Origin of the sequence: Rhodosalinus sediminis (genome assembly GCF_003385555.1) — a bacterium.
Taxonomy (GTDB): domain Bacteria; phylum Pseudomonadota; class Alphaproteobacteria; order Rhodobacterales; family Rhodobacteraceae; genus Rhodosalinus; species Rhodosalinus sediminis.
Genome location: NZ_QOHR01000015.1, coordinates 23,941 through 49,692, shown reverse-complemented (window position 1 = coordinate 49,692; position 25,752 = coordinate 23,941). Strand labels below are relative to the sequence as shown.

The window sequence follows — 25,752 nt, the reverse complement described above, 5'->3', positions numbered from 1 at the left end:
GCGAAATGAAAGGGCGGGCGCGCCGCAGCGCACCCGCCCGAAACCGATCCTGCCGCGTCGCGGCGCGGCGCGCGCGCCTTACTTGGCGGCGGTGGAGGCCTTCTTGGCCGCCGTGGTCGCGTCGGCGGTCGCCTTTTTCATGGCGGCCGAGGCGTCCTCGGACATGTCCTTGCCCGCGGCCATCATCAGCTCGACGGTGTCCATCTGAACCTTCTTGGCGATCTCGGCGTAGGCCGCCATGTGCTCGGCGGTGACCTCGGCCTGCGCGGAGGCGAAATCGGTCATCGCCTTGGCGTAGTCCGCCGGCTCCGTCTTGGCCTTCGTCATGTCGCCCATCTTGGAGAGGACGTCCTTCATCCACTTGGTCTGCAGCTCGGTGGACTTCTCGGCCGCCTCGATCGCGACGTTGCTGAGCTTCTCGTTCAGCGTCGCGGCGGTCTTGAAGCTGTTTTCCATCGAGGACGTGTCCACGGGGAAGGCGGACATCATGTCCTTCATCATCTGGGTCATGTCGGGGGTGGCGGTCTTGGCGTTGGCCATGGTCGAAGTCCTCTCTCTAGCTCTGCAGCAATCCCGTGCCGGCCCGCCCGGCCTCGGTGCTGAGAGGAATATGCTTGCTGCACCGCAGCATTTCAAGGATGAATTGCTGCAGCGCAGCACAAATCCGGAAAATGCCGCAGGGTCAATCCGTTGGCGGCGCGACGACGTAGGTGCCGGGCGCGTCGGCGAGCGGCGGATGCTCCGAATCACCGGGCGCGTGCGCCGGCACCCACTTGCCCGACCGCTTCGCGAGCCACGCGTCCCAGCGCGGCCACCACGAGCCCTCGTGGAACGCCGCGCTCTCGCGCCAGGCGGCGTGGTCGAGCTTCAGGTCGGCGTTGGTGTAGTGGCCGTACTTGTTCTTGGTCGGCGGGTTCACGACGCCGGCGATGTGGCCCGACTGCGAGAGGATGAAGGTCTTGGACCGGCTGCCCATCCCCTGAACCCCGCGGTAGCAGTCCTTCCAGGCGGCGATATGGTCCGTCTCGCAGGCCACGGAGCAGAGCGGCACGTCGACGTCGCGGAGGCGCAGCCGCTCGCCGAAGAGCTCGAAGCCCTCCTCGGCGAAGGCATTGTCCTGACAGAGCCGGCGCAGGTACTGGATCGCCATCTTCGCGGGCAGGTTCGCGCCGTCCCCGTTCCAGTACAGGAGGTCGAAAGCCGGCGGCGTCTCGCCCATCATGTAGCTCTTGATCGCCGGCCCGTAGACGAGATCGCGCGACCGCAGGAAGGAGAAGGTGCGCGCCATGACGTGGCTCGGCAGGACGCCCGCGTCGCGCGCCTCGCCCTCGATCGCGTCCACGAAATCGTCCTGCAGGAAGGGCGTAAACTCCCCCTGATCGGAGAAATCGGTGAGCGCGGTGAGGAAGGTCGCCGACTTCACCGAGGTGTCGCCGCGCTTCTTCATCAGCGACAGCGTGAGCGCCAGCGTCGTGCCGGCGATGCAGTAGCCCACGACGTTGATGCGCGCCTGCCCGGTCATCGCCTTCACTTCGCGGATCGCGGTCAGGAAGCCCTCGTCGACGTATTCCTCGAGGCCCACGTCGGCGTAGGAGGGGCCGGGGTTGATCCAGCTGACCATGTAGAGGGTGTAGCCCTGCTCGGTCAGCCATTTCACGAGGCTGTTCTTGGCCTTGAGATCGAGGATGTAGAACTTGTTGATCCAGGGCGGGAAGATGACGAGCGGCGTCTCGCGCTGCTGCTCGGTCGCGGGCGCGTACTGGATGAGCTCCATCATCCGGTTGCGATAGACGACCTTGCCCGGCGAGGTGCCGATGTTCTCGCCCACCTTGAAGGCGCGCTCGTCGGCGAGGCGCACGACGAGCTCGCCCTCGTTGGCCTCGAGATCGGCGACGAGGTTCTCGAGCCCCTTCACGAGGCTCTCGCCCTCGGTCTCGATCGCCCGTTCGAGCGCGTCGGGATTGGTGCCGAAATAGTTGGTAGGCGCCATCATCTCGACGATCTGGCGCGAGAAATAGCGCAGCCGGCGCTTTTCGGTCTCGTCGAGATCGTCGATCGCGCTGACGGCGTCGTCCACCGCCTGCGCGTAGATCATGTACTGCTGCTTGACGAAGTTGAAATAGGGGTGCGTCTTCCAGAGCGGGTTGGCGAAGCGCGGGTCCTCGGGGGTGTCGTCCTCGGGCGGCTCCAGCTGGCCGTGGGCGAGCTGCTTCTGCGCCTCGATCCAGTGCGAGAGCGACTTGCCCCACCAGGCGATCTGCTGTTCCAGCAGCTTGCCGGGGTTCTGCATCCACTCGACCCACCACGCCGCGGCGGCCTTGGCGTAGAGGTCCCCGCCCGGCGCGTTCAGCCCCGGATTCGACGGCGGCTTGCTTCCGAGCGCGCGGATGAGCCGCTGCGTGAGCTCCTCGATGCGCTGGAGATTTTCCTGCATGCGCTCGGCGCGTTCGATCTCGGCGTCGTCGTCGGTTGTCATGTTAACGGATTCCACCTAATCTCGCTGCTGTGCAGCGTAGGTTGCCGGGGGAGCCGGGGCAACGAGTGATATATGCGTCGTGGCCTGCATGTTCGGGCGGCGCAGTCCGGAGCGACGGACGAAAGGAGACCCTGATGCGCTATATGGCGACCTATGATTTCATGGAATCGGTTCGTAACACGAACCAGTGGCTCGGTGCGACCGCCAAGGCGCTGGCGGCTTATCCGTGGCTTTCCATGGCCCCGAATCCGATGATTCAGTGGATGGGCGCCTGGGGCGAGGTGACCGAGCGCAGCTTCGAGCGCATGGTCTGCAAGCCCGACTGGGGCATCCGCACGCACACCTGCGAAGACGGGCGCGATCACCTCGTGCGCGTCGAGACCGTGCTGGAGAAGCCGTTCGGCGACCTGATTCACTTCGACGTGGTCGGCCGGCCCGAACAGCCGCGCAAGGTTCTTCTCGTGGCGCCGATGTCGGGCCACTACGCGACGCTGCTTCGCTCCACGGTCAAGAGCCTGATCTCCGACTGCGAAGTCTACGTGACCGACTGGCACAACGCGCGCGACATTCCGGTGAGCTGCGGCAAGTTCGACGTGGAGGATTACACCCTCTACCTCGTCGATTTCCTGCGCGAGCTCGGGCCGGACACGCATGTCATCGCCGTCTGCCAGCCCGCGCCGCTCGCCCTCGCCGCGACCGCGCATCTCGCCGCCGAGGACCCGGAGGCGCAGCCGCGCACGCTGACCCTCATCGGCGGGCCGATCGACCCGGACGCGACGCCGACCGACGTCACCGACTTCGGCCGCCGCGTGACCATGGGCCAGCTCGAGGAGACGCTGATCCAGCGCGTCGGCTTCAAGTACAAGGGCGTCGGGCGCATGGTCTATCCCGGGCTCCTGCAGCTGTCGTCCTTCATGTCGATGAACGCCGACCGCCACTCGCGCGCCTTCCGCGACCAGATCATCCGCGCCGCGAAGGGCGAGGCGTCGGACCACGACCCGCACAACCGCTTCTACGACGAGTATCTCGCGGTCATGGACATGACGGCGGAGTTCTACCTCTCGACGGTCGAGCGCATCTTCAAGAACCGCGAGATCGCGGAGAACCGCTTCACCGTCGCCGGCAAGCCGGTGGACATCGGGCAGATCACCCGCGTCGCCGTGAAGACCGTCGAGGGCGCGAAGGACGACATCTCGGCGCCCGGACAATGCGTCGCCGCGCTCGACCTGCTGACCGGGCTGCCCGCCGAGAAGAAGGCGAGCCACCTCGAGCCGGATGCGGGCCACTACGGCATCTTCGCCGGCAAGAGCTGGCGCAACAACATCCGGCCCTTGGTGCTCGACTTCATCGACGCCAACAGCGGCCCGCACACCGAGGAGGCCGAGCAGGTCGCCTAACGGCGACCGCGGAGGCGTCGCCACAGGGGCGCGAGATCCATCGCGGCCACGGCGACGCCGAGCGGGATCATCCAGAAGCCCAGCACCGGCAGAAACCCGAGCACGCCGCCCGCGATCAGCAAAAGCCCGAGGGGCAGGCGCGTGCCGGACGGCAGGCGGCGGCGGATGCAGCGCCGCCAGAGCCGGATCCGGGTGCGCCACGCCCGGCGCGGCGCCCGTTCCGTCATGCCCGCCCCATCACGCCGGGGCGGTCATGCCCTTCTCGCGCGCCAGCGTCTGCATCCGCTCCTGCAGCTTCTCGAAGGCGCGCACTTCGATCTGGCGGATGCGCTCGCGGCTGACGTCGTACTGGCCCGAAAGCGCCTCGAGCGTCACCGGCTCGTCCGTCAGGCGGCGCTGCGTGAGGATGTCGCGCTCACGCTCGTTCAGCGCGCCCATCGCCTCGGCGAGAAGCTCGCGCCGCGCGTCGAGTTCGTCGCGCGCCTCGTACTCGCTCGCCTGGTCGGCGCTCTCGTCCTCGAGCCAGTCCTGCCACTGGAGCGAGCCCTCGCCTTCCTGGCCGACCTGCGCGTTGAGCGAGGCGTCGCCGCCCGACAGGCGCCGGTTCATCGAGATGACCTCGTCCTCGGTCACGCCGAGATCCTGCGCGATGCGCTGCACCGCCTCGGGGCGCAGGTCGCCCTCCTCCAGCGCGCCGATGCGCGCCTTGGCCTTGCGCAGGTTGAAGAAGAGCTTCTTCTGCGCCGAGGTCGTCCCGAGCTTCACGAGGCTCCAGGAGCGCAGGATGTATTCCTGGATCGAGGCGCGGATCCACCACATCGCGTAGGTGGCGAGGCGGAAGCCCTTCTCCGGATCGAAGCGCTTGACCGCCTGCATCAGCCCGACGTTCGCCTCCGAGATCACCTCGGAGGTCGGCAGGCCGTAGCCGCGGTAGCCCATGGCGATCTTCGCGGCCAGCCGCAGGTGCGAGGTGACGAGCCGATGCGCCGCCTCGGTGTCCTGATCCTCCACCCAGCGCTTGGCGAGCATGTACTCCTCCTCCGGCTCCAGAAGCGGGAACTTCCGGATCTCCTGAAGGTAGCGGTTGAGGCCCTGCTCGGGGCTCGGGGCCGGCAGATTGCCATAATTCGCCATTTCGACCTCTCCTGCGTCCCCGCAATGTTGCGGAGCTTAACATAAATAGTGAACCGATCGGTTCAGTTCAAGTCCGCCATTCGGGCACCCCGCCGCAGGGATGCCGCATCGCGAGCGGCGTCGAAAGGGAAACCCGTCAGCACGGCGCCGGTTTCACGCGGACGTGCGCACGCGGGCGGAAATGTTACACCCCCGCCTCAGAGGAGCGGCGCCATGGTCGCCATCAGGTTCTGCAGCGCGCGCCGCCCGTGCGACCACGCGGCGACCTCCGCCTGCGCGACGGGCTCGGCGCGGGTGATGTAGTCGGCCTGCCGCGCGTCGAGCGCGCCGACGAAGTCCCCGTCCGCGGCGAGAAGCGAGCTCTCGAAGTTGAGCTCGAAGCTCCGCCGGTCGAGGTTGGCCGAGCCGATCATCGCCGCCTGCCCGTCGATGCTGACGATCTTGGCGTGCAGAAGGCCGCCCGGGTATTCGTGAATGCGCACGCCTGCCGCGAGCAACTGGCGGAAATAGCTCCGGCTGGCGAGCCCGACGACGAGGCTGTCGTTGCGCGCCGGAAGGACGAGGTCCACCGCGACGCCGCGCAGCGCCGCGGCGCAGATCGCCTGCTGCACCGTCTCGCTCGGCACGTAATAGGGCGTGGTGATCGTGAGCCGCTCACGCGCCGCGGCGAAAAGGAGCGTCGCGGTATCCGGCACGTCGGCGAAGGCGTCGTCCGGCCCCGTCCCCATCGCCACCGCCGTCACCGCGCCGCCGGGCACGGGCGCGACCGGCGCGGCGAGCAGATCGCGCAGGTCCTCGCCCGCGTGCAGCTCCCAGTCCTCCGCGAAGAGGCACTGCAACTGCCAGGCCACCGGCCCCTCGACGCGCGCCATCACGTCCACCCAGGGCGCGTAGCGCGCCTTCGGCCGGAAGGCCGCGTCGGCGCAGTTCTGGCTGCCGACATAGGCGATGCGCCCGTCGATCACGGCGATCTTGCGGTGGTTGCGGATATCGACCCGCGCGAAGAACATGTGCAGGAGCGCGAAGCGGAAGCCGAAGGCGAGCCCGGTCCGCACCCCCGCCTCCGAGAGCGCGGCCCACGCGGGCGATTGCGTGAGCTTGCGCGAGCCGAGCGCGTCCACCATGACCCGGCAGGTCACGCCGCGCCTGGCCGCCCGGCGCACCGCGTCGAGCACCGCGCGCCCGCTCTCGTCCTCGAGCCAGATGTAGAACAGGAGATGCACGCTGTCGCGCGCCGCGTCGATGTCCGCCACGAGCCGCCGGATCGCGTCCTCCGAGGAGGCCGCGAGCGTCGCGCGATTGCCCGCGACCGGCGCGAAGCCGTTCGAGGCCGCGGCGCGCGCGAACGCCTGCGCGGCCGGCAGGCGCTCACGCGCGGCCGGCGCGACGCCCGGCACCGCGCGGGGCAGCCGCGCCTCGATCGCCTTGAGCTGGCGGAGCTTGCGCCGGCCGAAGTCGACCTCTCCAAAGAGGAAATAAAGAAAAATCCCGACGCCGGGCAGCGCCACGACGCAGATGATCCACGCCAGCCGCGCCGCCGGCGTGCGCCGCTCGCGCAGGAGGATGCGGAATAGGGTGGCGATCTGCGCCGCGACGAAGCCGGCCCCGGCCGCGGCGAGGACGAACGCCGCGCCGCTCATCCCGCCCCGCCCCCACGCAGCGTCGCGAGCAGGGCGGCCATGTCGGGCGGCAGCGGCGCGGTGAAGCGCATCGCCTCGCCGCTGACCGGATGGCGGAAGCCCAGCACCGCGGCATGGAGCGCCTGCCGCGGAAAGGCCGCCGCGGCCTCGGCCGCGCCCCCGGGCAGGGCACGCGCAGCGAGCCGCCGCCGCCCGCCGTAGAGCGGATCGCCGATCAGCCCGTGGCCCACATGCGCCATATGCACCCGGATCTGATGCGTGCGCCCGGTCTCGAGCCAGCACTCCAAGAGCGCCGCGGCGGGCGGGGTGCCGAAGCTCTCGGTGACGCGCGCGCGCGTGACCGCGCGCTTGCCGCCGCTCTTGACGACGGCCTGGCGCTGGCGGTCGTGCGGGTTGCGGCCCAGGGGCGCCTCGATCCGCAGCACGCCGCCCGGCTCCTCCGAGACGCCGGGCAGGCCCATCAGCCGCGGCTCGGCGGCGTCCGGGCGCCCGTGCACCACCGCGCGGTAGAGCCGCTCGACGCTGTGCGTGGCGAACTGCGCGGCGAGGCCCTGATGCGCGCGGTCGCTCTTGGCGGCGACGATCACCCCGCTGGTGTTCTTGTCGAGCCGGTGGACGATCCCCGGCCGCTCCTCGCCGCCGATCCCGGAGAGGCTGTCGCCGCAGTGCCACATCAGCGCGTTGACGAGCGTGCCCGCCGGCGTGCCCGGCGCGGGATGGACGGCGAGCCCCGCGGGCTTGTCGATCACGATCACGTCGGCGTCTTCGTGGAGCACGTCGAGCGGGATCGCCTCCGCCCCGAGATCGTCGCGCGCGCGCAGCTCCAGCGTGATCTCCACCTCCGCCCCCGGCGCCGGCCGCGCGGCCGGATCGCGCGCCGTCGCGCCGTCCACGCGCACCGCACCTTCGGCGATGAGCCGCGCGAGGCGCGAGCGCGACAGGCTCGCCCCGTCTGGCGCATGGGCCGCGAGCGCCTTATCAAGGCGGGACGGCGGTTCTGCGCCGAGGTAGAAGTGAAGGATCTCTTCGGTCATGGACGGGGCGCCTCGGGAGGAGCAGGAACCCGCGCAGCTCAGGCGGCTGCGCCGGCTGGTCACCGCGCTGACGGCGACCATGATCGTCGGGTGTCTAGTCGTGATCGCGCTGCTTGTCATCCGCCTGACCGACCGCTCGCCCGCCCTGCCCCGGGCGATCGACCTGCCCGGCGGCGCGGCGGCGGTGGCGCTGACGCAGGGGCCGGGCTGGTACGCGGTGGTCACCGACGACGACCGCATCCTGATCTACGACCGCACCACCGGCGCGCTGCGCCAGACCGTGCAGGTCGAGACGCCGGACTAGCCGGGGCCCGGCGGCCCGCTCGCTCGCGCCCTTCCGGGCGCGCCTCGCTTCGCGGTGCGCGCCTCGAGAACCCGTCACCGCAGCCGAGGTGTTCCAGAGCCGTGCGCCCGACGCCGCTCCCGCCCGGGCTTATGGACCCTGGGGGGACAAGCTCCCTTTCGCACCAGTTATCCTACACCATTTCCAACAGACAGGGGGCGACCGCCGAGCGGGAGCAGGCCTCCGGCTCGACCAACGCTGCTCATACGCGTGCGTTAGCACCCTTGCCGATCAGCGCCCGCTGATCAGCCATGAGATCGCTCGCTCGCGCCCTTCCGGGCGCGCCTCGCTTCGCGGTGCGCGCGGGTCGACCGATGCTCCCTCGCGCGACGCCTCAGACGGCTTGGCCGGAGCCGGACGCACGGGTGCACCGCCGCGACCGTGCGGCCCGGGGCCGACCCAGCCCAAACGCGCGTGGATCGATCGGCGGCGATCCGCGCGGCGGGCTCGTCGGTGCGATGGCCGGGCGCGCGGGTGTGCCGCCGCCCGGCTTCCTGCCCACCGGCCGCGCCGCAGACGCGCCGCGTCTCCCGCCGAGGCGGCCCCGCACCGATATTCCGACGCGCGGTCCTGCCGCCGCGCGCACGTCGGGCGGATGGCCAAGCGCCGGTGTGCCGCCGCCCGGCTGCGCCCCAGGCCGCCCCCCGGTTGCCTCCGCGCCGGGCCCGCCGCCGGAGACCGCCCCGCCGCAGAGCCAACCACGGAGCGCCAAGCCCACACCGACGCTGCGCCGCCCCCAGCGAAGAGGCCGCGCCAGCGGCCGATGCGCGCGCTCAGCGCCGCGCGGCGAAGAACGCGCGCAGGAGCGCCGCCGCCTCCCGCTCGGCGAGGCCGGGGTAGATCTCGGGGCGGTGGTGCGCCTGGGGGTGGGCGAAGACCCGCGCGCCGTGGGCCACGCCGCCCGACTTCGGGTCCGCCGCGCCGTAGTAGAGCCGCGCGATCCGCGCGAATGCGATCGCCTGCGCGCACATCGCGCAGGGCTCGAGCGTGACGTAGAGGGAATGCCCGGGCAGCCGCTCGGAGCCCGCCGCCGCGCAGGCCGCGCGCAGCGCCAGCATCTCGGCATGCGCCGAGGGGTCCGACATCTCGCGCGTGCGGTTGCCGGCCTGCGCCACCGCGCGGCCCGCCGGGTCCACCACCACCGCGCCTACCGGCACCTCGCCGCGGGCGGCGGCGGCGCGCGCCTCGGCGAGCGCGGCGTCCATGTGCGTGCGAAACGGCATCCGCGCCATTAGGGCGGCCGCCGGCGCTTGCGCAAGGGCCGCGCGGCGCCTAGAGCCGGGCCATGAGCGGCAAGAGCCCCCCCTCCCCCGACGGCGAGCGCATCGCCAAGGTGCTCGCCCGCGCCGGCGTCGCCAGCCGGCGCGAGGCCGAGCGCCTGATCGCCGCGGGCCGCGTCAGCGTGAACGGCAAGCGCATCGAGCGCGCCGCGCTCAACGTCACCGCGGCCGACCGCGTGGCGGTGGACGGGCGCGAGATCGGCGCGCCCGATCCCGTGCGCCTCTGGCTCTACCACAAGCCCGCGGGCCTCGTGACGACGACGAAGGACGAACAGGGCCGCCCCACCGTCTTCGACGAGCTCCCCGAGGAGATGCCGCGGGTGATGAGCGTCGGCCGGCTGGACCTGAACTCCGAGGGGCTTCTCCTGCTGACCAACGACGGCGCGGTGAAGCGGCGGCTGGAGCTGCCCGCGACCGGCTGGACCCGGCGCTACCGCGTCCGGGTGAAGGGCCGTCCCACCGACGACACGCTCGCGCCGCTGCGCGCGGGGCTGACGCTCGACGGGGAGCGGTTCCAGCCGATGACCGTGCGGATCGACCGGCAGACGGGCGCGAACGCCTGGCTGACGGTCTCGCTCCGCGAGGGCAAGAAGCGCGAGGTGCGCCGCGCGCTGGAGGCGGTGGGCCTCCCCGTGAACCGCCTGATCCGGGTGAGCTACGGCCCCTTCCAGCTCGGCGAACTGAAGCCCGGCGCGGTGGAGGAGGTGAAACCCCGCATCCTGCGCGATCAGCTCGGCCTCGCGCCCGAGGCCGCGGGCACCCCGGAAAAATCCGGCAAGCCCGCGCGCACCCGGCGCCGGAACGCACCGCAGCGGCGCGGCGGCGACGGGGCGGGCAAGAGCGGGCCGGGCAAGGGCGCGCACGGCAAGGGCGCGCACGGCAAGGGCGGGCCGGATACGCGCGCGCATGGCAAGAGCGCGCCGGCCAAGGGCGGGCAAGCCAAGGGCGCACCGACCAAGGGCGGGCGCGGCCCGCGCGGGCCGGGGCGCACCTAGCTAGACGGGCGGCGATTGCCTATGTTGGCGCATAGGCAGACCGAGGGGCCCATTCGTGTCGCGACTGATCATCGCCCTCTTGCTCGCCGCGGTGCTCACCGCCGCGGCCGCCATCGCCGTCTCGCTGATCTCCGAGACGGGCGAGCGGACCGGGCGTGCCATGGGCCGGCCCGGCGGGCGGCTGAACGCGGTGCAGCGCGCGGCCTATGTCCTCCTGATGGCGGTGATGCTCGGCACCGCCGCCGGCTGGCTGGGGGCCGAGTGATGGCGGAGCGTTACGGCGGCCGATACAGCCCCGATCCCCCGCCCGAAGACGGCGAGGCGCGCGCGGCCGCGCATCGCCTCTCGACCGCGCCGACGCGCTTCCGGATCGACCCGGCGGGCGCGCGGGTCAATTTTCTCTATCTCCCCGCCGCGGTGCTGGCGGTCGTGGCGCTCGGCGGCGGGCCGGAGCGGCTGGCCCTCGGGCTGATCGGCGCGGGGCTCTGGGCGCTCGCCGCGTGGCTCACGCGGGAGGGGCTGCGCGCCGAGGCCGCCTATCACGACCGGAAAGTGGCGCGCCGCCCGGCCCTGCCCCGCAAGCTGGCCGCGAGCCTGCTGACCGGCGCGGGCACCGCCGTGGCCGCGGGGCTCTCGGGCGGCGATCCGCTGGGCGCGGGGCTTTACGGGGTGATCGCCGCGGCGCTGCACGTCACCGCCTTCGGGATCGATCCGCTGACGGACAAGGGGCTGCCCGGCGTGGACGAGGTGCAGCAGGGCCGCGTCACCCGCGCGGTGGAGCAGGCCGAGGCGAAGCTCGCCGAGATCCGGCGCATCGCCGACCGGCTCGGCGACCGCGCGCTCGAGGAGCGGGTCGCCGGCTTCGAGGCGGCGGCGCAGGCGCTCTTCCGGACGCTGGAGAGCGACCCGCGCGACCTGAACGCCGCGCGGCGCTACCTCTCGGTCTATCTGACCGGCGCGCGCGACGCGACGGCGAAATACGCCGAAATCGCCGAGCGCGGCCCGAACGCCGCCGCGCGGCGCGACTACATGGCCCTTCTCGACGACCTGGAGGAGAATTTCGCGGCCCGCACGCGGAAACTCTTGCAGAACGATCGCGCCGACCTGACCGTCGAGATCGAGGTGCTGCGCGACCGGCTCCGGCGCGAGGGGCTGCGCACCGAGGACAGCGAAGAGTGAGGACAGAGCAGATGTCGGACAAGGTACGCGCGGAGGCGGAGCAGGCGACCGGACTCGTGGACGAGGCCACCGCCGTGCGCCTGCCCGAACCGGGCGAGGCGTCGGCCGTCACCCCGCTGGAGGAGGCCGACCCGCAGACCTCGGCCGAGATCCGCCGCCGGATGGAGGAGATCGACCTCTCGGACACGAATTCCATCGTCTCCTTCGGCTCGACCGCGCAGGCGGAGCTTCAGGAGATCAGCCAGTCCATGCTCGCCGACGTGCGCAACAAGGACGTCGGCCCGGCGGGCGATTCGCTCCGCGACATCGTCACCACGATCCGCGGCTTCTCGGTCTCCGAGCTCGACGTGCGCCGCGAGCGCACCTTCTGGGAGCGGCTCATGGGCCGCGCCGCGCCCTTCGCCAAGTTCACCGCCCGCTACGAGGAGATCCAGGCCCAGATCGACCGCATCACCGAGGATCTGCTCCGCCACGAGCATACCCTGCTGAAGGACATCAAGTCGCTCGATCACCTCTACGAAAAGACGCTCGCCTTCTACGACGAGCTCGCGCTCTACATCGCCGCGGGCGAGGCGAAGCTCGCCGCGCTCGACGCGGAGGACATCCCCGCCAAGGAGCGCGCGGTCGAGGGCGCCGCCCCCGACGCGCAGGTGATGGCCGCGCAGGAACTCCGCGACCTGCGCGCGGCGCGCGACGACCTCGAGCGGCGGGTGCACGACCTGAAGCTCACGCGGCAGGTCACGATGCAGTCGCTCCCCTCGATCCGCCTCGTGCAGGAGAACGACAAGAGCTTGGTGACCAAGATCAACTCGACCCTCGTCAACACCGTGCCGCTCTGGGAGACGCAGCTCGCGCAGGCGGTCACCATCCAGCGCTCAGCCGAGGCCGCGGCGGCGGTGAAGGAGGCGAGCGACCTGACGAACGAGCTTCTGACCTCGAACGCCGAGACCCTGCGCGAGAGCAACCGCGCGATCCGTCAGGAGATGGAGCGCGGCGTCTTCGACGTCGAAGCGGTGAAGAAGGCCAACGACGAGCTCATCGGCACGATTCAGGAAAGCCTTCAGATCGCCGACGAAGGCAAGGCGAAGCGTGCCGAGGCCGAGGGCGAGCTTCAGAAGATGGAAGCCGAGCTGCGCGAGGCGCTCTCGGCCGCGAAGAGCCGCAGCGCGACGGAGGCGCCCTCGGGATGACCGCGTGGCGCGCCGCCCGTCTCGCGCCGGTTCTGGCGCTGCTCGCGGCCTGCACGGTGGCGCCGCCCGACAGCCCCGCGCCGGAGACGCCGGAGCGGGACGCGCCGCAGGAGACGCGCCCGGCCCCGCAGGCCGGCCGCTCCGAGGAGAGCCGCGCGCTCGCGGCCCATTACGCGCGGCTGCAGGACGACCTGCTCGCGCGGGGGCTCCTGCGCACCGACGGCGGCGGACCGGACACGCGCTACGGCGCGCGCGATCTGCTCCGCAACTTCGAGCGCATCGCCTTCTACGAGGAATACGTGCGCGGCGGCGGCCTGCGCCGCGCTGCCGACACCTCCGGCCGGCTCAAGCGCTGGCCCGGCCCGGTGCGCGTCACGGCGGAGTTCGGCGCGAGCGTCCCGCCCGCGCAACGCACGCGCGACGAGAACGCGTTGCGCGCCTACACCGCCCGGCTGGCGCGGGTCACCGGGCATCCGATCACCTACACCGAGGGCGGATCGGCCAATTTTCACGTCCTTTTCATGGGAGAGGACGACCGCGCCCGGGCGCTGCGCCGCATTCGCGCGCTCGTGCCCGACATCGACGCCAACGCGCTCGGCATCATCCGCGATCTGCCGCGGGCCGTGCATTGCCTCGTCTTCGCCTTCTCCGAGGACCCGGGCGGGCAGCGCTACGATCAGGCCATCGCCTTCATCCGGGCGGAGCATCCCGACCTGATGCGGCGCTCCTGCATCCACGAGGAAGTCGCGCAGGGCCTCGGCCTCGCCAACGACAGCCCGCGCGCGCGGCCCTCGATCTTCAACGACGACGACGAGTTCGCCCTGCTGACGAGCCACGACGAGATGCTGCTGCGGATGCTCTACGACCCGCGGCTCGAGGCGGGCATGACGCTGGACGAGGCGCGCCCCGTCCTGCGCCGCATCCTCGCCGAGCGCACGGGCAGCTGAGGGGCGGCACAGGCCGCGCCGCCCCCGGGGTCTCAGTTCATCGAGTGGCCGTGCGCCGGCATGCGCTCGAGATCGACGGGCACCTCGACCGTGACCTCGCCGGCCTCCCGGAACTCCAGCGTGAGCGTCACGCTGTCGCCCTGCTCGAAGGGCTCGGCCAGCCCGAGGAACATGACGTGCCGCCCGCCGCGGGCGAGCGACAGCGTCTCCCCGGCGGGGAGCGGGAAGCCCTCCTCGACGTGGATCATGCGCATCACGCCCATGTCGTCCTCTTCGTGGGTGTGAAGCTCGGTGCGTTCGGCCACCTCGGAGGCGGCGCCGATCAGGCGGTCGTCGGTGCCGGTGCGGTTCTCGATCGTCATGAAGGCCGCGCCCGAGGCGGCCATCATGCCGGAACTGCGGGCGTAGGCGTCCTCGATCACGATGCCGGTCCCGGCGGCGGCGGGCAGGGCGGCCAGCGCGAGCGCGCCGGCGATCATCAGGGGTTTGAGCGGCATGGGCCGTCTCCTCTGTCGCGGTGAAATCTGACGGAAAGCGCGGATCAGAGGAAGCGCGGCGGCGCGCGCGCCGCGAAGGGGACGAAGGGCTGCAAGGGCGCCCGCGCCCGGGTGTCGAAGGCGCGCGCGACCTGCGTGACGTCGGCGCGGGAGAGCGGCGCGGCCACGGGCGCCGGCCCGGCCATGAGCGCGAGCGCCCCGTCGGGGCAGATGTGCGGCGGGCCGACCGGCTCGCCCTGCGCATCCACCGCCACGGTGACGAGCCCCTGCGCGGCGCAGATCACCATGGTTCCGGCCGGAGCCGGCTGCGCCCGCGCGGCGGCGAGCGTCTGCGCCGTGACGACGAGCGTCACGGCGAGCAGGGCGGAGAGACAGGCGCGCAGCGTCACGCCCGGCACGTCAGGACGGCCGCGCGGCCGGCGCCATGCGCGCCTCAGGCCTCCGCGGCGCGGGCCGCGGCGATCTCGCGCTTGATCTTGAGCGCCTTTGGCGAAAGCTCGTCGTCCTTGGCCTTGGCGAGGAAGGCGTCCAGCCCGCCGCGGTGATCGACCGTGCGCAGCGCGGAGGCGGTGATCCGCAGCTTGACGCCGCGGCCCAGCGCCTCGGACTGGAGCGTGACGTCGTTCAGGTTCGGCATGAACCGACGCTTGGTCTTGTTGTTGGCGTGGCTGACGTTGTTGCCCACCATCGGGCCTTTTCCGGTCAGTTCGCAGCGGCGCGACATGGCATCCTCGTGACTTGGCGGTCTCGGCTCGGCGAGAAAGAAAACAATCGGCCCGCCTCGGCGGGGCCGGCACGTCGTCGCGTGCTTCAACACCAGCGCGGCGCCCCTGTCAACCGGGAATCCCGGCGCACCTGCCCCGCGCGGCTTGCGCGCGCGGGACCAAAAGCGCGGGCCGGCCGCGCCTGCGCCGGATCGACGCCGGCCCGCGGCCCCGCCCCGCGGCGGCCCCGCCTCAGAGCGCGGCGAGGATCTCCGCCGCGGCGCCCTCGGGCGTCACCTCGCCGGCGCGCACGCGCGCCGTCATCGCCTCCATCCGCGCGCGCGTCTCCGCGTCGCGGGTGAGGCGCGCCAGAAGCCCCTCGCGCACCTCCGCGGCGAACCAGGCCGCCGCCTGCTCGGCCCGGCGCGCGGCGAAATGCCCGGTCTCCCGCCGCCAGTCGGCGAGCGCCTGCATCTCGGTCCAGGCGCTCTCCAGCCCGTCGCCGGTATGCGCCGAGACGGTGAGCGCCTTCGGAAAATCCTCCGGGTCCTCCGGGCGCTTGCGCAAAAGGCGCAGCGCGCCCGCGTAATCCGCGCAGGTGCGCACCGCCGCCTCGCGCAGCGCGCCGTCGGCCTTGTTGACGAGGATCAGGTCCGCGATCTCCATGATGCCGCGCTTGACCCCCTGCAGCTCGTCGCCGCCCGCCGGCGCGAGCAGGAGCGCGAAGAGATCCGACATCTCCGCCACCGCCGTCTCGGACTGGCCGACGCCCACGGTCTCGATCAGCACCACGTCGAAGCCCGCCGCCTCGCAGAGCGCGACCGACTCGCGCGTGCGCCGCGCCACGCCGCCGAGCTGGCTCTGCGCGGGCGAGGGGCGGATGAAGGCCTCCGGCGCGCGGGAGAGCTGTTCCATCCGCGTCTTGTCGCCGAGGATCGAGCCGCCCGAGCGCGCGCTCGAGGGATCGACGGCGAGCACCGCGACGCGCAGCCCGCGCGCGATCAGCATCAGCCCGAAGGCCTCGATGAAGCTCGACTTGCCGACGCCGGGCGTGCCCGACAGGCCGATGCGCAGCGCCTCGCGGCCGGTGTCCTTGAGCGCCTCGAGCAGCGCGACCGCCTGCGCGCGGTGATCGTCGCGCCCGCTTTCGATCAGCGTGATCGCGCGCGCGAGCGCGCGGCGGTCGCCCTGCGCCACGGCGCGGGCGAGAGGGTCGATGTCCATGCGCGGCCTCCTTTCGGGCGCGCCGAGATGACGCGAAGCCCGGGGCGGTGTCCACCCCCCTCGACGCCGGGCGCAAGCCGCTTGCAAGCGGCTTGCGCACCGCCGCCCTCTGGACGCCGCCGCGCGCGGGCGTGATAACCGCCGCCGATGGCCCAGCCGCTCCCGATCGACGCCGCCCTGCCGGAGCTGCTCGACGCGCTCCGCGCCCGCCGCCGCGCGGTGCTGGAGGCGCCGCCGGGCGCGGGCAAGACCACGCGCGTGCCCCTCGCGCTCGACGCCGCCGGGCTCGCCCAAGGGCGCATCGTGATGCTGGAGCCGCGCCGCATCGCCGCGCGCGCCGCCGCCGAGCGCATGGCCGAGGCGCTGGGCGAGCGTCCAGGCGACAGCGTGGGCTACCGCATCCGCGGCGAGAGCGTCGTCTCGGCCGCCACGCGCATCGAGGTGGTCACCGAGGGCGTGCTCACCCGGATGATCCAGTCCGACCCGGAGCTTTCGGGCGTCGGCGCGGTGATCTTCGACGAGATCCACGAACGCTCGCTCAACGCCGATCTGGGCCTCGCGCTCTGTCTCGAGATCGCGGGCGCGCTGCGCGAGGACCTGATCCTGCTCGCCATGTCCGCGACGCTCGAGACCGCCGCGCTCGCCGATCTGATGGCCGCGCCAGTGGTGCGCGCCGAGGGGCGGAGCTTCCCGGTCGAGACGCGCTGGCTCGACCGGCCGCTGGGGCGGGGCGCGCGGCTCGAGGCGGCGACCGCCGATCTCGTGGCGCGGGCCATCGCGGAGACGGAGGGCGGCGTGCTCGTCTTCCTGCCGGGCGAGGGCGAGATCCGCCGCACCGCCGCCGCGCTCGAGGGCCGGCTGCCCGCGGGCTGCGTGATCCGGCCGCTCTACGGGGCGCTGCCGCTCGCCGCGCAGCGCGCGGCGATCCGCCCCGAGCGGGACGCGCGCAAGGTGGTGCTCTCGACCTCGGTGGCCGAGACCTCGCTCACCATCGAGGACATCCGCGTGGTCGTGGACGCGGGCCGCGCGCGGCGCTCGCGCTTCGACCCGGGGGCGGGGATGGCGCGGCTGGTGACCGAGCGCGTGACGCGCGCCGAGGCGGCGCAGCGCGCGGGCCGGGCCGGGCGCGTCGCGCCGGGCGTCGCCTACCGGCTCTGGTCGAAGGGCGAGGAGGGCGCGCTCGCCGCCCATCCGCCGGCCGAGATCGAGGCGGCCGACCTCGCCGGGCTGGCGCTGGAGCTCGCGCTCTGGGGCGCGGCGCACGAGGCGCTGCCCTTCCCCACGCCGCCGCCCCCGGCGGCTTACGCTGAGGCGGTGGCGCTCCTGCAGACGCTCGGCGCGCTCGACGCGCGGGGCGGCGTCACGGCGCACGGCCGCCGCCTCGCGGCGCTGCCGCTGCACCCGCGGCTCGGCCACATGCTGACCCGCGCGGGCGCGCAGGCCGCGCCGCTCGCCGCGCTGATGGCCGACCGCGACCCGCTGCCCCGCGCGGCGCCGGTGGACCTGTCCCTGCGGCTCGAGGCGCTGCGCGACCCCGCGCGCTTCACCGAGGAGCGGCCCTGGGCGCCGAACCGCGGCGCGGTGGAGCGCCTCCGGGCCGAGGCCGCGCGGCTGGAAAAGGCGGCGCCGGAGGGCGACACGCTCGGCCCCCTCTCGCCCGGCGCGATGGCGGCGCTCGCCTATCCCGACCGGATCGGCCTGCGCCGCAAGGGCGAGGCGCCGCGCTACCTGCTCTCGGGCGGCAAGGGCGCGGCGCTGCCCGAGGACGATCCGCTCGCCGGGGCGCGCCTGATCGTGGCGAGCGATCTGGACGGCGACCGGCGCGAGGCGCGGGTGCGCCGGGCGGCGGCGGTCACCGAGGGCGAGCTGCGCGCGCTCTTTCCCGAGCGCATCGGCTGGGTCGAGGTCTGCCGCTGGTCGCGGCGCGCGCGCCGCGTCGTCGCCCGGCGCCAGGAGCGGCTGGGCGCCATCGCGCTCGACGACCGGATCTGGCGCGAGGTGCCGGCCGATCGCGTGGCCGGGGCGATGCTCGAGGGCGTGCGCGACCTTGGCCTCGCCCCGTCGGCGGCCGTCCGGCGGCTGCAGGCGCGCGTCGCGCTCGGCCGGGCGGCGGGGCTCGACCTGCCAGACCTCTCGGACGCGGCGCTGATGGAGACGCTGGAGGACTGGCTGCTGCCCTTCCTCTCAGGCGTGCGCAGCGCCGAGGACTGGGCGCAATTCGACCTTAGCCACGCACTGCGCGCACGGCTCGGGCCGATGGGCGAACGGGCGCTCGACCGCGCGGTGCCCGGCGCCTTCGAGACGCCGCTCGGCCGGCGGGTGCCCATCGACTACACCGGCGAGGCGCCGGAGATCTCGGTGCGCCTGCAGGAGATGTTCGGCCGGACGGCGCATCCGCAGGTGGGCGGCCGCCCGCTGCGCATCACGCTCCTCTCGCCCGCGGGGCGGCCGGTGCAGACGACGACGGACCTGCCGGGGTTCTGGGCCGGGGCCTACGCCGAGGTGCGCAAGGAGATGCGCGGGCGCTATCCGAAGCACCCCTGGCCCGAGGACCCGACCGAGGCCGCGCCCACGCTGCGCACGAAGCGCAAGGGCGGCTGACGGGCGACCAGCTGGAGGGGGGCCAATCTGACGGGGCGCCAAGCGGTTTCGAAACCGCTTGGCCGCGGCACGCGGTCGTCGCGCGTCAGGCGGGGGCGACGCGCTCCCTTCCGCACCAGTGATCCTGCACCGCCTCCGACAGGCAGGGAGGAGGGCGACGCGCTGCGACGCGACGGCCGCAGATGCGGGGCCGCGGCTGCCGGGACCGGTGACGCGCCGGCTGCCTGTCGCGCCCGAGGCCCGGGCGCTGGCGCGCCCCCTCGGCCGGACGCGCGCATCCGGGACCGCGCTCACCGCGCGGCGACACGACGCCCGCGCACCGGCAGCCCCGGGCGCGGGCCAAGCGGTTTCGAAACCGCTTGGCCTCTGGCGCGCGCCGGAGGCGTGCCGCTCAGGTGCCGAGGCACCAGCGCAGGATGGCTTTCTGAGCGTGGAGCCGGTTCTCCGCCTCGTCGAAGATCACCGACTGCGGCCCGTCCATGACGCCCGACGTCGCCTCCTCCTCGCGGTGGGCGGGCAGGCAGTGCATGAAGAGCGCGTCGGGCTTCGCCGCGGCCATCAGCCGGTCGTTCACCTGGTAGGGGCGCAGGAGGGTGTGGCGCCGCTCCCGCGCCGACTGCGCGTCGTGCATCGACACCCAGGTGTCCGTGACGATCAGGTCGGCGTCCGCGGCGGCGGCCATCGGGTCGCGCTCGATGGTGACGGTGGCGCCCTTGCCGCGGGCGAAGTCGACCCACTCGGGCTCGGGGTCGAGCTGCTTCGGGCCGGTGAAGGCGAGATCGAAGCCGAACTGCCCCGCCGCCTGCAGCCAGCTCGCGCAGACGTTGTTGCCGTCGCCCGACCAGACCACCTTGCGCCCCGCGATCGGGCCGCGGTGCTCCTCGTAGGTCATCAGGTCGGCCATGATCTGGCAGGGGTGCGTGCGGTCGGTCAGGCCGTTGATCACGGGGATGTCGGCGTGCTCGGCCATCTCGTGCAGCACCGCCTCGTCGAAGGTCCGGATCATCACCAGGTCGACGTAGCGCGAGAGCACGCGGGCGGTGTCGGCGATGGTCTCGCCGTGGCCGAGCTGCATGTCGGCGCCCGAGAGCACCATCGTCTGCCCGCCCATCTGGCGCACGCCGACGTCGAAGCTGACGCGGGTGCGGGTCGAGGGCTTCTCGAAGATGAGCGCGACCATGCGCCCCGCGAGGGGCTGCGTCTCGTCCGGCGCGCCGCGCGGGCGGCCTGCGCGCGCGGTCTTCATGGCGTGCGCCTGCTGCAGCATGGCCCGGAGGTCGTCGGGCGGGGTGGTGTGGATGTCGAGGAAATGGGTCATCGCGGAACGCTCGTTGCGGCCGGGGCGAGGGGGCGCTGCCCCCGTCGGCTGCGCCGACTCCCCCGGGATATTTTTACCAAGAAGAAGACCCGCTCAGGCGGCCTCCGCCGCGGCGCGGGCGGCCCGGGCGGCGCAGTCGAGGCGGGCGAGCGCCTCCTCCGCCTCGGCCGCGGTCAGCGTGAGCGGCGGCAGGAGGCGCAGGACATTGTCGGCGGCGGGCACGGTGATCACGTCCTCGGCGAAGCCGGCGGTCATCACCTCCGCCGCGGGCAGGCGGCATTTGAGCCCGAGCATCATCCCGCGGCCGCGCACTGCCTCGAAGACCTCCGGATGGGCGGCGACCAGCCGCTCGAGGCCGGCGCGCAGTTCGGCGCCGCGCGTGCGCACGGTTTCGAGGAAGCCGGGATCGGCGACGATCTCCATCACGCGGAGCCCCACGGCGCAGGCGAGCGGATTGCCGCCGTAGGTGGCGCCGTGGGTGCCGGCGGTCATCGCGCTGCCGGCGCGTTCGGTGGCGAGCACCGCGCCGAGCGGGAAGCCGCCGCCGATGCCCTTGGCGACCATCATGATGTCGGGCGCGACGCCGGCCCATTCGTGGGCGAAGAGCCGGCCCGTCCGGCCCATGCCGCACTGCACCTCGTCGAGGATCAGGAGCGCGCCGGTGGCGTCGCAGAGTTCCCGCAGGCCCCGGAGGCACTGGTCAGGCAGCGGACGGATGCCGCCCTCGCCCTGCACGGGTTCGATCAGCACGGCGGCGGTTCGCTCGGTCACGGCGGCGCGCAGGGCCTCGTGGTCGCCCCAGGGGACATGCACGAAGCCGGGCATCAGCGGGCCGAAGCCGGCGGTCATCTTCTCCGAGCCGGCGGCGGCGATGGCGGCGGTGGAGCGGCCGTGAAAGGCGCCGCCGAAGGTGACGATCTCGGGGCGGTCCTCGCCGGCGGCGTGCCAGTGCTTGCGCGCCATCTTGACGGCGAGCTCGAGCGACTCGGTGCCCGAGTTCGTGAAGAAGACCGTGTCGGCGAAGGTCTCGGCCACCAGCCGGTCGGCGAGCGCCTCCTGCTCCGGGATGCGGTAGAGGTTGGAGACGTGCCAGAGCCGCCCGGCCTGCTCCGTCAGCGCCGCGACGAGGGCCGGGTGCGCGTGGCCGAGCGCGTTGACGGCGATGCCGGCGCCCATGTCGAGGAAGCGTCGCCCGTCCGCCTCGGTCAGCCAGGCGCCCGCGCCTTCGACGAAGGTGAGCGGGGCGCGGTTGTAGGTGGGCAGAACGGACGGGATCATGGGCTGGGTCCTCCGGAAGAAGCCCCTTGAGTGCCCGAGGGGCGGGGGCAAGTCAACGTCGCGGCACGGCGCGCGGGCGGCGCGGCGTCGGCCGGGGCGGCGACGGGTCGCGGCAGAGGGGCCTCTGCGCGGCGTGCGTCGGTCCCCGGCGCGCGGCTCGCGGGTCGGGACGGGCTTTCCCGGGCGGCGGCACCGCACGAGACCGGGGCGACCGGTACGGCAGGCGAGACCCGGCGATGCGCCCCGCGAGGGGCGAAGCGCCTCACGCGAAGGGGTCCTCGGGGTAGCGCACCTCGGAAAGGTAGAGCCCCTGCGGCGGCGCGACGGGGCCGCAGCGCGCGCGGTCGCGCGCAGCGAGCGCGGCGCGCACGTCTTCCGGCCGCCACGCCCCGGCGCCCACGCGTTCCAGCGTGCCGGCGATCGAGCGCACTTGGTTGTGAAGGAAGGAGCGCGCCCGCGCGCGGAGCCACAGCTCCAGCCCCCAGAGGCCCGCGACCTCCTCGACCTCGAGCGCGTCGAGCGTCTTGACCGGGCTCTTCGCCTGGCAGAGCGCGGCGCGGAAGGTGGTGAAGTCGTGCCGGCCCGTGAGATGCGCCGCCGCGGCGCGCATCGCGCCCGCGTCGAGCGCCCGCGGCACCTGCCAGACGAGGCCCGCGGCATGCGTCGCCGGCGCCCGGCGCATCAGGATGCGGAAGAGGTAGCGCCGCTCCACCGCCGAGAAGCGCGCGTGCCAGTCGCCCGCCGCCCGCGCGCAGGCCACGACGGCCACGGGATGCGGCTTCAGGTGGTGGTTGAGCGCCTCCGACAGGCGGAACGGGTCCCAGTCGCGCGCCATCTCCGCCTGCGCCACCTGTCCGAGGGCGTGCACGCCCGCGTCCGTCCGCCCCGCGGCGGCGACGGCGAAGGGGCCGGGCTCGAGCCGGGCGAGCGCGGCCTCGAGCGCGCCCTGCACGGTGGCGGGGCCCGCCTGGCGCTGCCAGCCGGCGAAGGGGCCGCCGTGATACTCGATCTTCAGCGCGTAGCGGGGCATGGGGGCGCGCATAGCGCCGGCCCCGGCGCGCGGCAAGGCCCGCGCGCCGGGGCCGCGTCCGGTGAAGCCTCGGGCTTCGGCGTAGGTCCCGAGCCTTGCCAGCGGCTCCGGTCCGCTCTCCGGCTCCGGCCTCGACCCGGACCACGGCGCCGCTCCGCTCTCCGGCTCCAGTCCCGCATATGGCCCGCCTCCGGTGTCACCTCCGGCTACGGTTCCGGTGCCACCTCGGACTCCACCTCCGGTACCACCTCGGGCCCCGCCTCCGGTGCCACGTCGGGCCCCGGCTCTGGCACCGTCTCCGACCCCACCTCGGCGCCGCCTCTGCCCACGTTTCCGGCCCCGCTGATGTCCCGGCGCTGGTCCCGCCTCTGGCACCAAGCGGCGGGGGTGCCTATCTTGGCCGCGGCGCAAGGAGGGCCACGCAGTGGTGATAGGCACGCTCGCCGACGAACTGACCCGCGGGGTCGGCCGGGTCGGGGACACGATCGGCGAGGCGTTTCAGCCGGTGATCCGCCTCGGCGTCACCGGCCTCTCGCGGGCGGGCAAGACCGTCTTCATCACCTCGCTCGTGGCGAACCTCCTCGACCGGGGGCGGATGCCGGGCCTGACCGCGGCGGCCGAGGGCCGGATCGAGGCCGCCTACCTCCAGCCGCAGCCCGACGACGCGGTGCCGCGCTTCGACTACGAGCACCACCTCGCGGCGCTGACCGCCGCCGCGCCGCACTGGCCCGAGGGCACGCGCGCGATCAGCCAGCTGCGCCTCTCGCTCCGGGTGCGGCCCACCGGGCTGCTCGCCGGGCTCTCGGGGCCGCGGATCGTGCATCTGGATATCGTGGACTATCCGGGCGAATGGCTGCTCGACCTCGGCCTGATGGGGATGGACTACGACGCCTGGGCCGAGGGGGTGCTCGCCCGCCTCGCCACGCGCCCCGAGCCGGAGGCCGCGGCCTACCTCGCGGCGGCGCGGGACGCGCGGGGCACCCGCGACTGGGGCGAGCCGGAGGCGCAGGCGCTCGCCGCGCGCTACACCGAGGCGCTCGCGGCGATGCGCAAGGCGGGGCTCTCGGACACCTCGCCGGGGCGCTTCCTGATGCCGGGCGAAATGGCGGGCTCGCCCGCGCTGACCTTCGCGCCCCTCCCGCGGGAGGCGGAGGCGCCGCGCCGCGGGCTCCGGCGCGAGATGGCGCGGCGGTTCGAGGCCTACAAGGCGCGCGTCGTGCGGCCCTTCTTCCGCGACCACTTCGCCCGGATCGATCGGCAGGTGGTGCTCGTGGACGCGCTGGACGCGGTGGCGCACGGGCCGGCGGCGCTTTCCGATCTCTCGCGCACGATGTCGGAGGTGCTGGGCGCCTTCCGCCCCGGCACGAACAGCTTTCTCTCGCAGATCCTGCGAGGGCGGCGGGTGGAGCGCATCCTCTTCGCCGCGACCAAGGCCGACCACCTGCACCACACCCAGCACCCGCGCCTCGCCGCGCTGATGGAAGCGCTCCTGCGGCAGGCGCGCGACCGCGCGCAATACGCCGGCGCCGAGACGCGCGCCATGGCGATCGCGAGCCTGCGCGCCACCACCGAGGAGACGCGCGAGCACGCGGGCGCGCACCGCGATCTCGTGCGCGGGCGGCTCACCGACGGGCGGCAGGTGGCCGTCTCGCCCGGGGCGCTGCCGGAGGACCCCGCGCAGCTTCTGGGCGCGACGGACTGGCAGGCGGGCGACTACGCCGCGCCGCGCTTCGCGCCCGCGCCGCTGACGCTGCGCCCCGGCGAGGGGCCGCCGCACATCCGGCTCGACCGGGCGGCGCAGTTCCTGATCGGGGACCGGCTGTGAGCGTGGCGGCGCTCACCCTGCGGCCTGCCGCGCCGCTCGACGCGGGCGCGGCGGGGGCGATCCTGCACGGCTTCGCGCGGGCCACCCCGTGGATGCCCTGCCTGATGAGCGGGGCCGAGGCGGTGGCGCACTGCGACCGCATGATCGCGCGCGGCTGGGTCACGGTGGCCGAGGAGGCGGGCACGGTGCAGGGTTTCCTCGCGCGGGAGGGGGATTTCATCCACGCCTTCTACGTCGCCGGGGGGGCGACGGGCCGGGGCCTCGGCCGCGCGCTCCTCGACCGGGCCAAGATGGAGCGCCCGGCGCTGAGCCTGCGCAGCTTCGCCGCCAACGGGCCCGCGTTGCGCTTCTACCGGCGCGCGGGCTTTCGCCGCGTGGCCGAGGGCGACGGGCGCGACAACGACGAGGGGCTGCCGGACCTGCGCCTCGACTGGCGGCGGGAGGCCGGCGCGCGATGACCGAGCGGCGGGGCCCCGTGGAGATCGAGATCGACGAGGCGCAGCCGGCCTCCCCGGCCGAGGCGCCCCCCGTGCCCGAGCCCGAGGCGCCCGAGGGCCGGGCGATGCAGCGCGCCGCGGCGCTCGCCGCCGCGCGGCCCGCGCGCCTCGCGCGGTGGTTCTGGGGGCTGGCGGCGGCGCTGATCGCCGCCGTGCTCTCGGTCGCGGCCTGGGATTTCGCCACGGGGCTCATCGACCGCCAGCCGCTCCTCGGCTGGGGGGTGACGGCGCTCTTCGCGGGGTTCCTCGCGGTGCTTCTCGCAATCGCTATGAAGGAGGCCGCGGCCTTCGCGCGGCTCGCGCGGATCGACGCGCTGCACCGCGCGGCGGACGCCACCCACGCCGGGGCCGACCTCGAGGCCGCGCGCCGGCTCGTCGCGCGGCTCGAGGCGCTCTACGCCGGGCGCGGCGAGACGGAATGGGGCCGCCGGCGGCTCGCCGAGCGCAAGGCCGAGCAGTTCGACGCCGAGGCGCTGATGGGCCTCGCCGAGCGCGAGCTTCTCGCCCCGCTCGACGCCCGCGCCCGCGCGGAGGTGGAGGCCGCAGCGCGTCAGGTGGCCGCCGTCACGGCCTTGGTGCCGCTCGCGCTCGCCGACGTGGTGGGCGCGCTCGCCGCGAACGTCCGCATGATCCGCCGCATCGCCGAGATCTACGGCGGGCGCTCCGGCACCCTCGGCAGCCTGCGGCTCCTGCGGGCGGTCTTCGCGCATCTGGTGGCGACCGGGGCGGTGGCGGTGGGCGACGACCTGATCCACTCGGTGGCGGGCGGGAGCCTGCTGTCGCGGGTCTCGCGCCGCTTCGGGGAGGGGATCGTCAACGGCGCGCTCACCGCGCGCGTCGGCGTCGCCGCGATGGAGGTCTGCCGCCCCCTGCCCTTCCGTGCGGTGGCGGCGCCGAGCGTCTCGCGGCTGATCCACCGGGCGCTGACGGGGCTCTTCGGCAAGGACGCCAGCGGGCGCGCGGACTGACTCAGGCGGCCCCGGGGGCCGGTCCCGGCGCCCGCGCGGTGAAGCGCCGAGCGCCGCCCGGATGGCTGAAGCCGAGGCCGCCCCCCAAGGGCGCGAGCGAGGACGGCCCACCGCGATCAGGCGGTGACGCTCGCGCGCAAGATGCCCGCGCGTTGGGGGCGGCTCCTCAGGGAGCTTCCGGCATCTGACCGGGAT

25 protein-coding genes are annotated in these 25,752 nt (G+C 73.7%); 11 read left to right on the top strand and 14 right to left on the bottom strand.

Going from position 1 to position 25,752, the window contains the following annotated elements:
• Positions 1 to 78: 78 nt before the first annotated feature.
• Both DRV84_RS10880 and DRV84_RS10875 read right to left on the bottom strand, forming a co-directional pair.
• Positions 79 to 540 (bottom strand): phasin, PhaP, encoded by a 462-nt coding sequence (locus tag DRV84_RS10880; protein WP_115980438.1) that lies wholly within the window; start codon positions 538 to 540, stop codon positions 79 to 81.
• Between the two features lie 142 nt (positions 541 to 682).
• Positions 683 to 2,476 carry a PHA/PHB synthase family protein gene (locus DRV84_RS10875; RefSeq protein ID WP_115980435.1) on the bottom strand — a complete coding sequence of 598 codons (1,794 nt, stop codon included), beginning with the start codon at positions 2,474 to 2,476 and terminating at the stop codon, positions 683 to 685.
• A gap of 134 nt (positions 2,477 to 2,610) precedes the next feature.
• On the opposite strand from DRV84_RS10875, the gene phaZ reads away from it, so the two are divergent.
• Positions 2,611 to 3,873, top strand: a complete 1,263-nt coding sequence (gene phaZ / locus DRV84_RS10870; protein WP_115980432.1) for a polyhydroxyalkanoate depolymerase — start codon at positions 2,611 to 2,613, stop codon at positions 3,871 to 3,873.
• Here phaZ and DRV84_RS10865 read toward each other — a convergent pair.
• The 4 genes from DRV84_RS10865 to DRV84_RS10850 form a co-directional block, all read right to left on the bottom strand.
• A complete protein-coding gene (locus tag DRV84_RS10865; RefSeq protein ID WP_115980429.1) occupies positions 3,870 to 4,100 on the bottom strand; it encodes a hypothetical protein in 231 nt (76 codons plus the stop codon). The genes phaZ and DRV84_RS10865 overlap by 4 nt on opposite strands.
• Before the next feature lie 10 nt (positions 4,101 to 4,110).
• Entirely contained in the window at positions 4,111 to 5,007 is an 897-nt protein-coding gene (gene rpoH, locus DRV84_RS10860; protein WP_115980427.1) for an RNA polymerase sigma factor RpoH, read from the bottom strand.
• Positions 5,008 to 5,204: 197 nt separating this feature from the next.
• Positions 5,205 to 6,647, bottom strand: coding sequence for a cardiolipin synthase (cls, locus tag DRV84_RS10855; protein ID WP_115980424.1), 1,443 nt, complete (start codon positions 6,645 to 6,647; stop codon positions 5,205 to 5,207).
• Entirely contained in the window at positions 6,644 to 7,681 is a 1,038-nt protein-coding gene (locus DRV84_RS10850) for an RluA family pseudouridine synthase (RefSeq protein WP_115980421.1), read from the bottom strand. Before DRV84_RS10850 ends, cls begins: the two co-directional genes overlap by 4 nt.
• On the opposite strand from DRV84_RS10850, the gene DRV84_RS10845 reads away from it, so the two are divergent.
• Positions 7,680 to 7,985, top strand: coding sequence for a DUF6476 family protein (locus tag DRV84_RS10845; RefSeq protein ID WP_115980419.1), 306 nt, complete (start codon positions 7,680 to 7,682; stop codon positions 7,983 to 7,985). The two genes, DRV84_RS10850 and DRV84_RS10845, sit on opposite strands and share 2 nt — an antisense overlap.
• A gap of 812 nt (positions 7,986 to 8,797) precedes the next feature.
• On the opposite strand, the gene DRV84_RS10840 is transcribed toward DRV84_RS10845, so the two are convergent.
• The gene (locus DRV84_RS10840; protein ID WP_115980474.1) at positions 8,798 to 9,247 is read right to left on the bottom strand and encodes a nucleoside deaminase; all 450 of its coding nucleotides are present in this window, start codon (positions 9,245 to 9,247) and stop codon (positions 8,798 to 8,800) included.
• 62 nt (positions 9,248 to 9,309) lie between these two features.
• Here DRV84_RS10840 and DRV84_RS10835 point away from each other — a divergent pair, with 62 nt between their 5' ends.
• The 5 genes from DRV84_RS10835 to DRV84_RS10815 are packed head-to-tail and all read left to right on the top strand — an operon-like array spanning position 9,310 to position 13,615.
• Positions 9,310 to 10,299 carry a pseudouridine synthase gene (locus DRV84_RS10835; protein WP_115980416.1) on the top strand — a complete coding sequence of 330 codons (990 nt, stop codon included), beginning with the start codon at positions 9,310 to 9,312 and terminating at the stop codon, positions 10,297 to 10,299.
• Between the two features lie 55 nt (positions 10,300 to 10,354).
• Entirely contained in the window at positions 10,355 to 10,564 is a 210-nt protein-coding gene (locus DRV84_RS10830) for a hypothetical protein (RefSeq protein ID WP_115980413.1), read from the top strand.
• On the top strand, positions 10,564 to 11,478 hold the full coding sequence (locus tag DRV84_RS10825; protein ID WP_115980410.1) for a 5-bromo-4-chloroindolyl phosphate hydrolysis family protein: 915 nt from the start codon (positions 10,564 to 10,566) through the stop codon (positions 11,476 to 11,478). The genes DRV84_RS10830 and DRV84_RS10825 overlap by 1 nt, the downstream gene beginning before the upstream one ends.
• An 11-nt stretch (positions 11,479 to 11,489) precedes the next feature.
• Positions 11,490 to 12,668 carry a toxic anion resistance protein gene (locus DRV84_RS10820; protein ID WP_115980408.1) on the top strand — a complete coding sequence of 393 codons (1,179 nt, stop codon included), beginning with the start codon at positions 11,490 to 11,492 and terminating at the stop codon, positions 12,666 to 12,668.
• On the top strand, positions 12,665 to 13,615 hold the full coding sequence (locus DRV84_RS10815) for a DUF2927 domain-containing protein (protein ID WP_115980406.1): 951 nt from the start codon (positions 12,665 to 12,667) through the stop codon (positions 13,613 to 13,615). Before DRV84_RS10820 ends, DRV84_RS10815 begins: the two co-directional genes overlap by 4 nt.
• A gap of 32 nt (positions 13,616 to 13,647) precedes the next feature.
• On the opposite strand, the gene DRV84_RS10810 is transcribed toward DRV84_RS10815, so the two are convergent.
• The 4 genes from DRV84_RS10810 to meaB form a co-directional block, all read right to left on the bottom strand.
• Positions 13,648 to 14,112, bottom strand: coding sequence for a copper chaperone PCu(A)C (locus tag DRV84_RS10810; RefSeq protein ID WP_115980403.1), 465 nt, complete (start codon positions 14,110 to 14,112; stop codon positions 13,648 to 13,650).
• A gap of 44 nt (positions 14,113 to 14,156) precedes the next feature.
• On the bottom strand, positions 14,157 to 14,501 hold the full coding sequence (locus DRV84_RS10805) for a hypothetical protein (protein ID WP_147298853.1): 345 nt from the start codon (positions 14,499 to 14,501) through the stop codon (positions 14,157 to 14,159).
• Positions 14,502 to 14,545: 44 nt separating this feature from the next.
• Complete coding sequence (gene rpmB / locus DRV84_RS10800) at positions 14,546 to 14,836, bottom strand: 50S ribosomal protein L28 (protein ID WP_115980397.1); 291 nt, start codon at positions 14,834 to 14,836, stop codon at positions 14,546 to 14,548.
• A 232-nt stretch (positions 14,837 to 15,068) separates the two neighbouring features.
• A complete protein-coding gene (gene meaB / locus DRV84_RS10795) occupies positions 15,069 to 16,040 on the bottom strand; it encodes a methylmalonyl Co-A mutase-associated GTPase MeaB (protein WP_115980394.1) in 972 nt (323 codons plus the stop codon).
• A 147-nt stretch (positions 16,041 to 16,187) separates the two neighbouring features.
• Between meaB and hrpB the strand changes: the two genes are divergently transcribed.
• Positions 16,188 to 18,641 carry an ATP-dependent helicase HrpB gene (hrpB, locus tag DRV84_RS10790; RefSeq protein WP_115980391.1) on the top strand — a complete coding sequence of 818 codons (2,454 nt, stop codon included), beginning with the start codon at positions 16,188 to 16,190 and terminating at the stop codon, positions 18,639 to 18,641.
• A 391-nt stretch (positions 18,642 to 19,032) separates the two neighbouring features.
• On the opposite strand, the gene argF is transcribed toward hrpB, so the two are convergent.
• The 3 genes from argF to truA all read right to left on the bottom strand — a co-directional run bounded on the left by argF (position 19,033) and on the right by truA (position 22,267).
• Complete coding sequence (gene argF / locus DRV84_RS10785) at positions 19,033 to 19,959, bottom strand: ornithine carbamoyltransferase (protein WP_115980388.1); 927 nt, start codon at positions 19,957 to 19,959, stop codon at positions 19,033 to 19,035.
• A 93-nt stretch (positions 19,960 to 20,052) separates the two neighbouring features.
• Complete coding sequence (locus tag DRV84_RS10780; RefSeq protein ID WP_115980385.1) at positions 20,053 to 21,237, bottom strand: aspartate aminotransferase family protein; 1,185 nt, start codon at positions 21,235 to 21,237, stop codon at positions 20,053 to 20,055.
• 262 nt (positions 21,238 to 21,499) lie between these two features.
• Positions 21,500 to 22,267, bottom strand: coding sequence for a tRNA pseudouridine(38-40) synthase TruA (gene truA / locus DRV84_RS10775; RefSeq protein WP_115980471.1), 768 nt, complete (start codon positions 22,265 to 22,267; stop codon positions 21,500 to 21,502).
• 424 nt (positions 22,268 to 22,691) lie between these two features.
• Here truA and DRV84_RS10770 point away from each other — a divergent pair, with 424 nt between their 5' ends.
• The 3 genes from DRV84_RS10770 to DRV84_RS10760 are packed head-to-tail and all read left to right on the top strand — an operon-like array spanning position 22,692 to position 25,557.
• Complete coding sequence (locus DRV84_RS10770) at positions 22,692 to 24,092, top strand: YcjX family GTP-binding protein (protein ID WP_115980382.1); 1,401 nt, start codon at positions 22,692 to 22,694, stop codon at positions 24,090 to 24,092.
• Positions 24,093 to 24,094: 2 nt separating this feature from the next.
• On the top strand, positions 24,095 to 24,550 hold the full coding sequence (locus DRV84_RS10765; protein ID WP_239995055.1) for a GNAT family N-acetyltransferase: 456 nt from the start codon (positions 24,095 to 24,097) through the stop codon (positions 24,548 to 24,550).
• Positions 24,547 to 25,557 carry a YcjF family protein gene (locus tag DRV84_RS10760; protein ID WP_115980380.1) on the top strand — a complete coding sequence of 337 codons (1,011 nt, stop codon included), beginning with the start codon at positions 24,547 to 24,549 and terminating at the stop codon, positions 25,555 to 25,557. Before DRV84_RS10765 ends, DRV84_RS10760 begins: the two co-directional genes overlap by 4 nt.
• Positions 25,558 to 25,752: the final 195 nt, after the last annotated feature.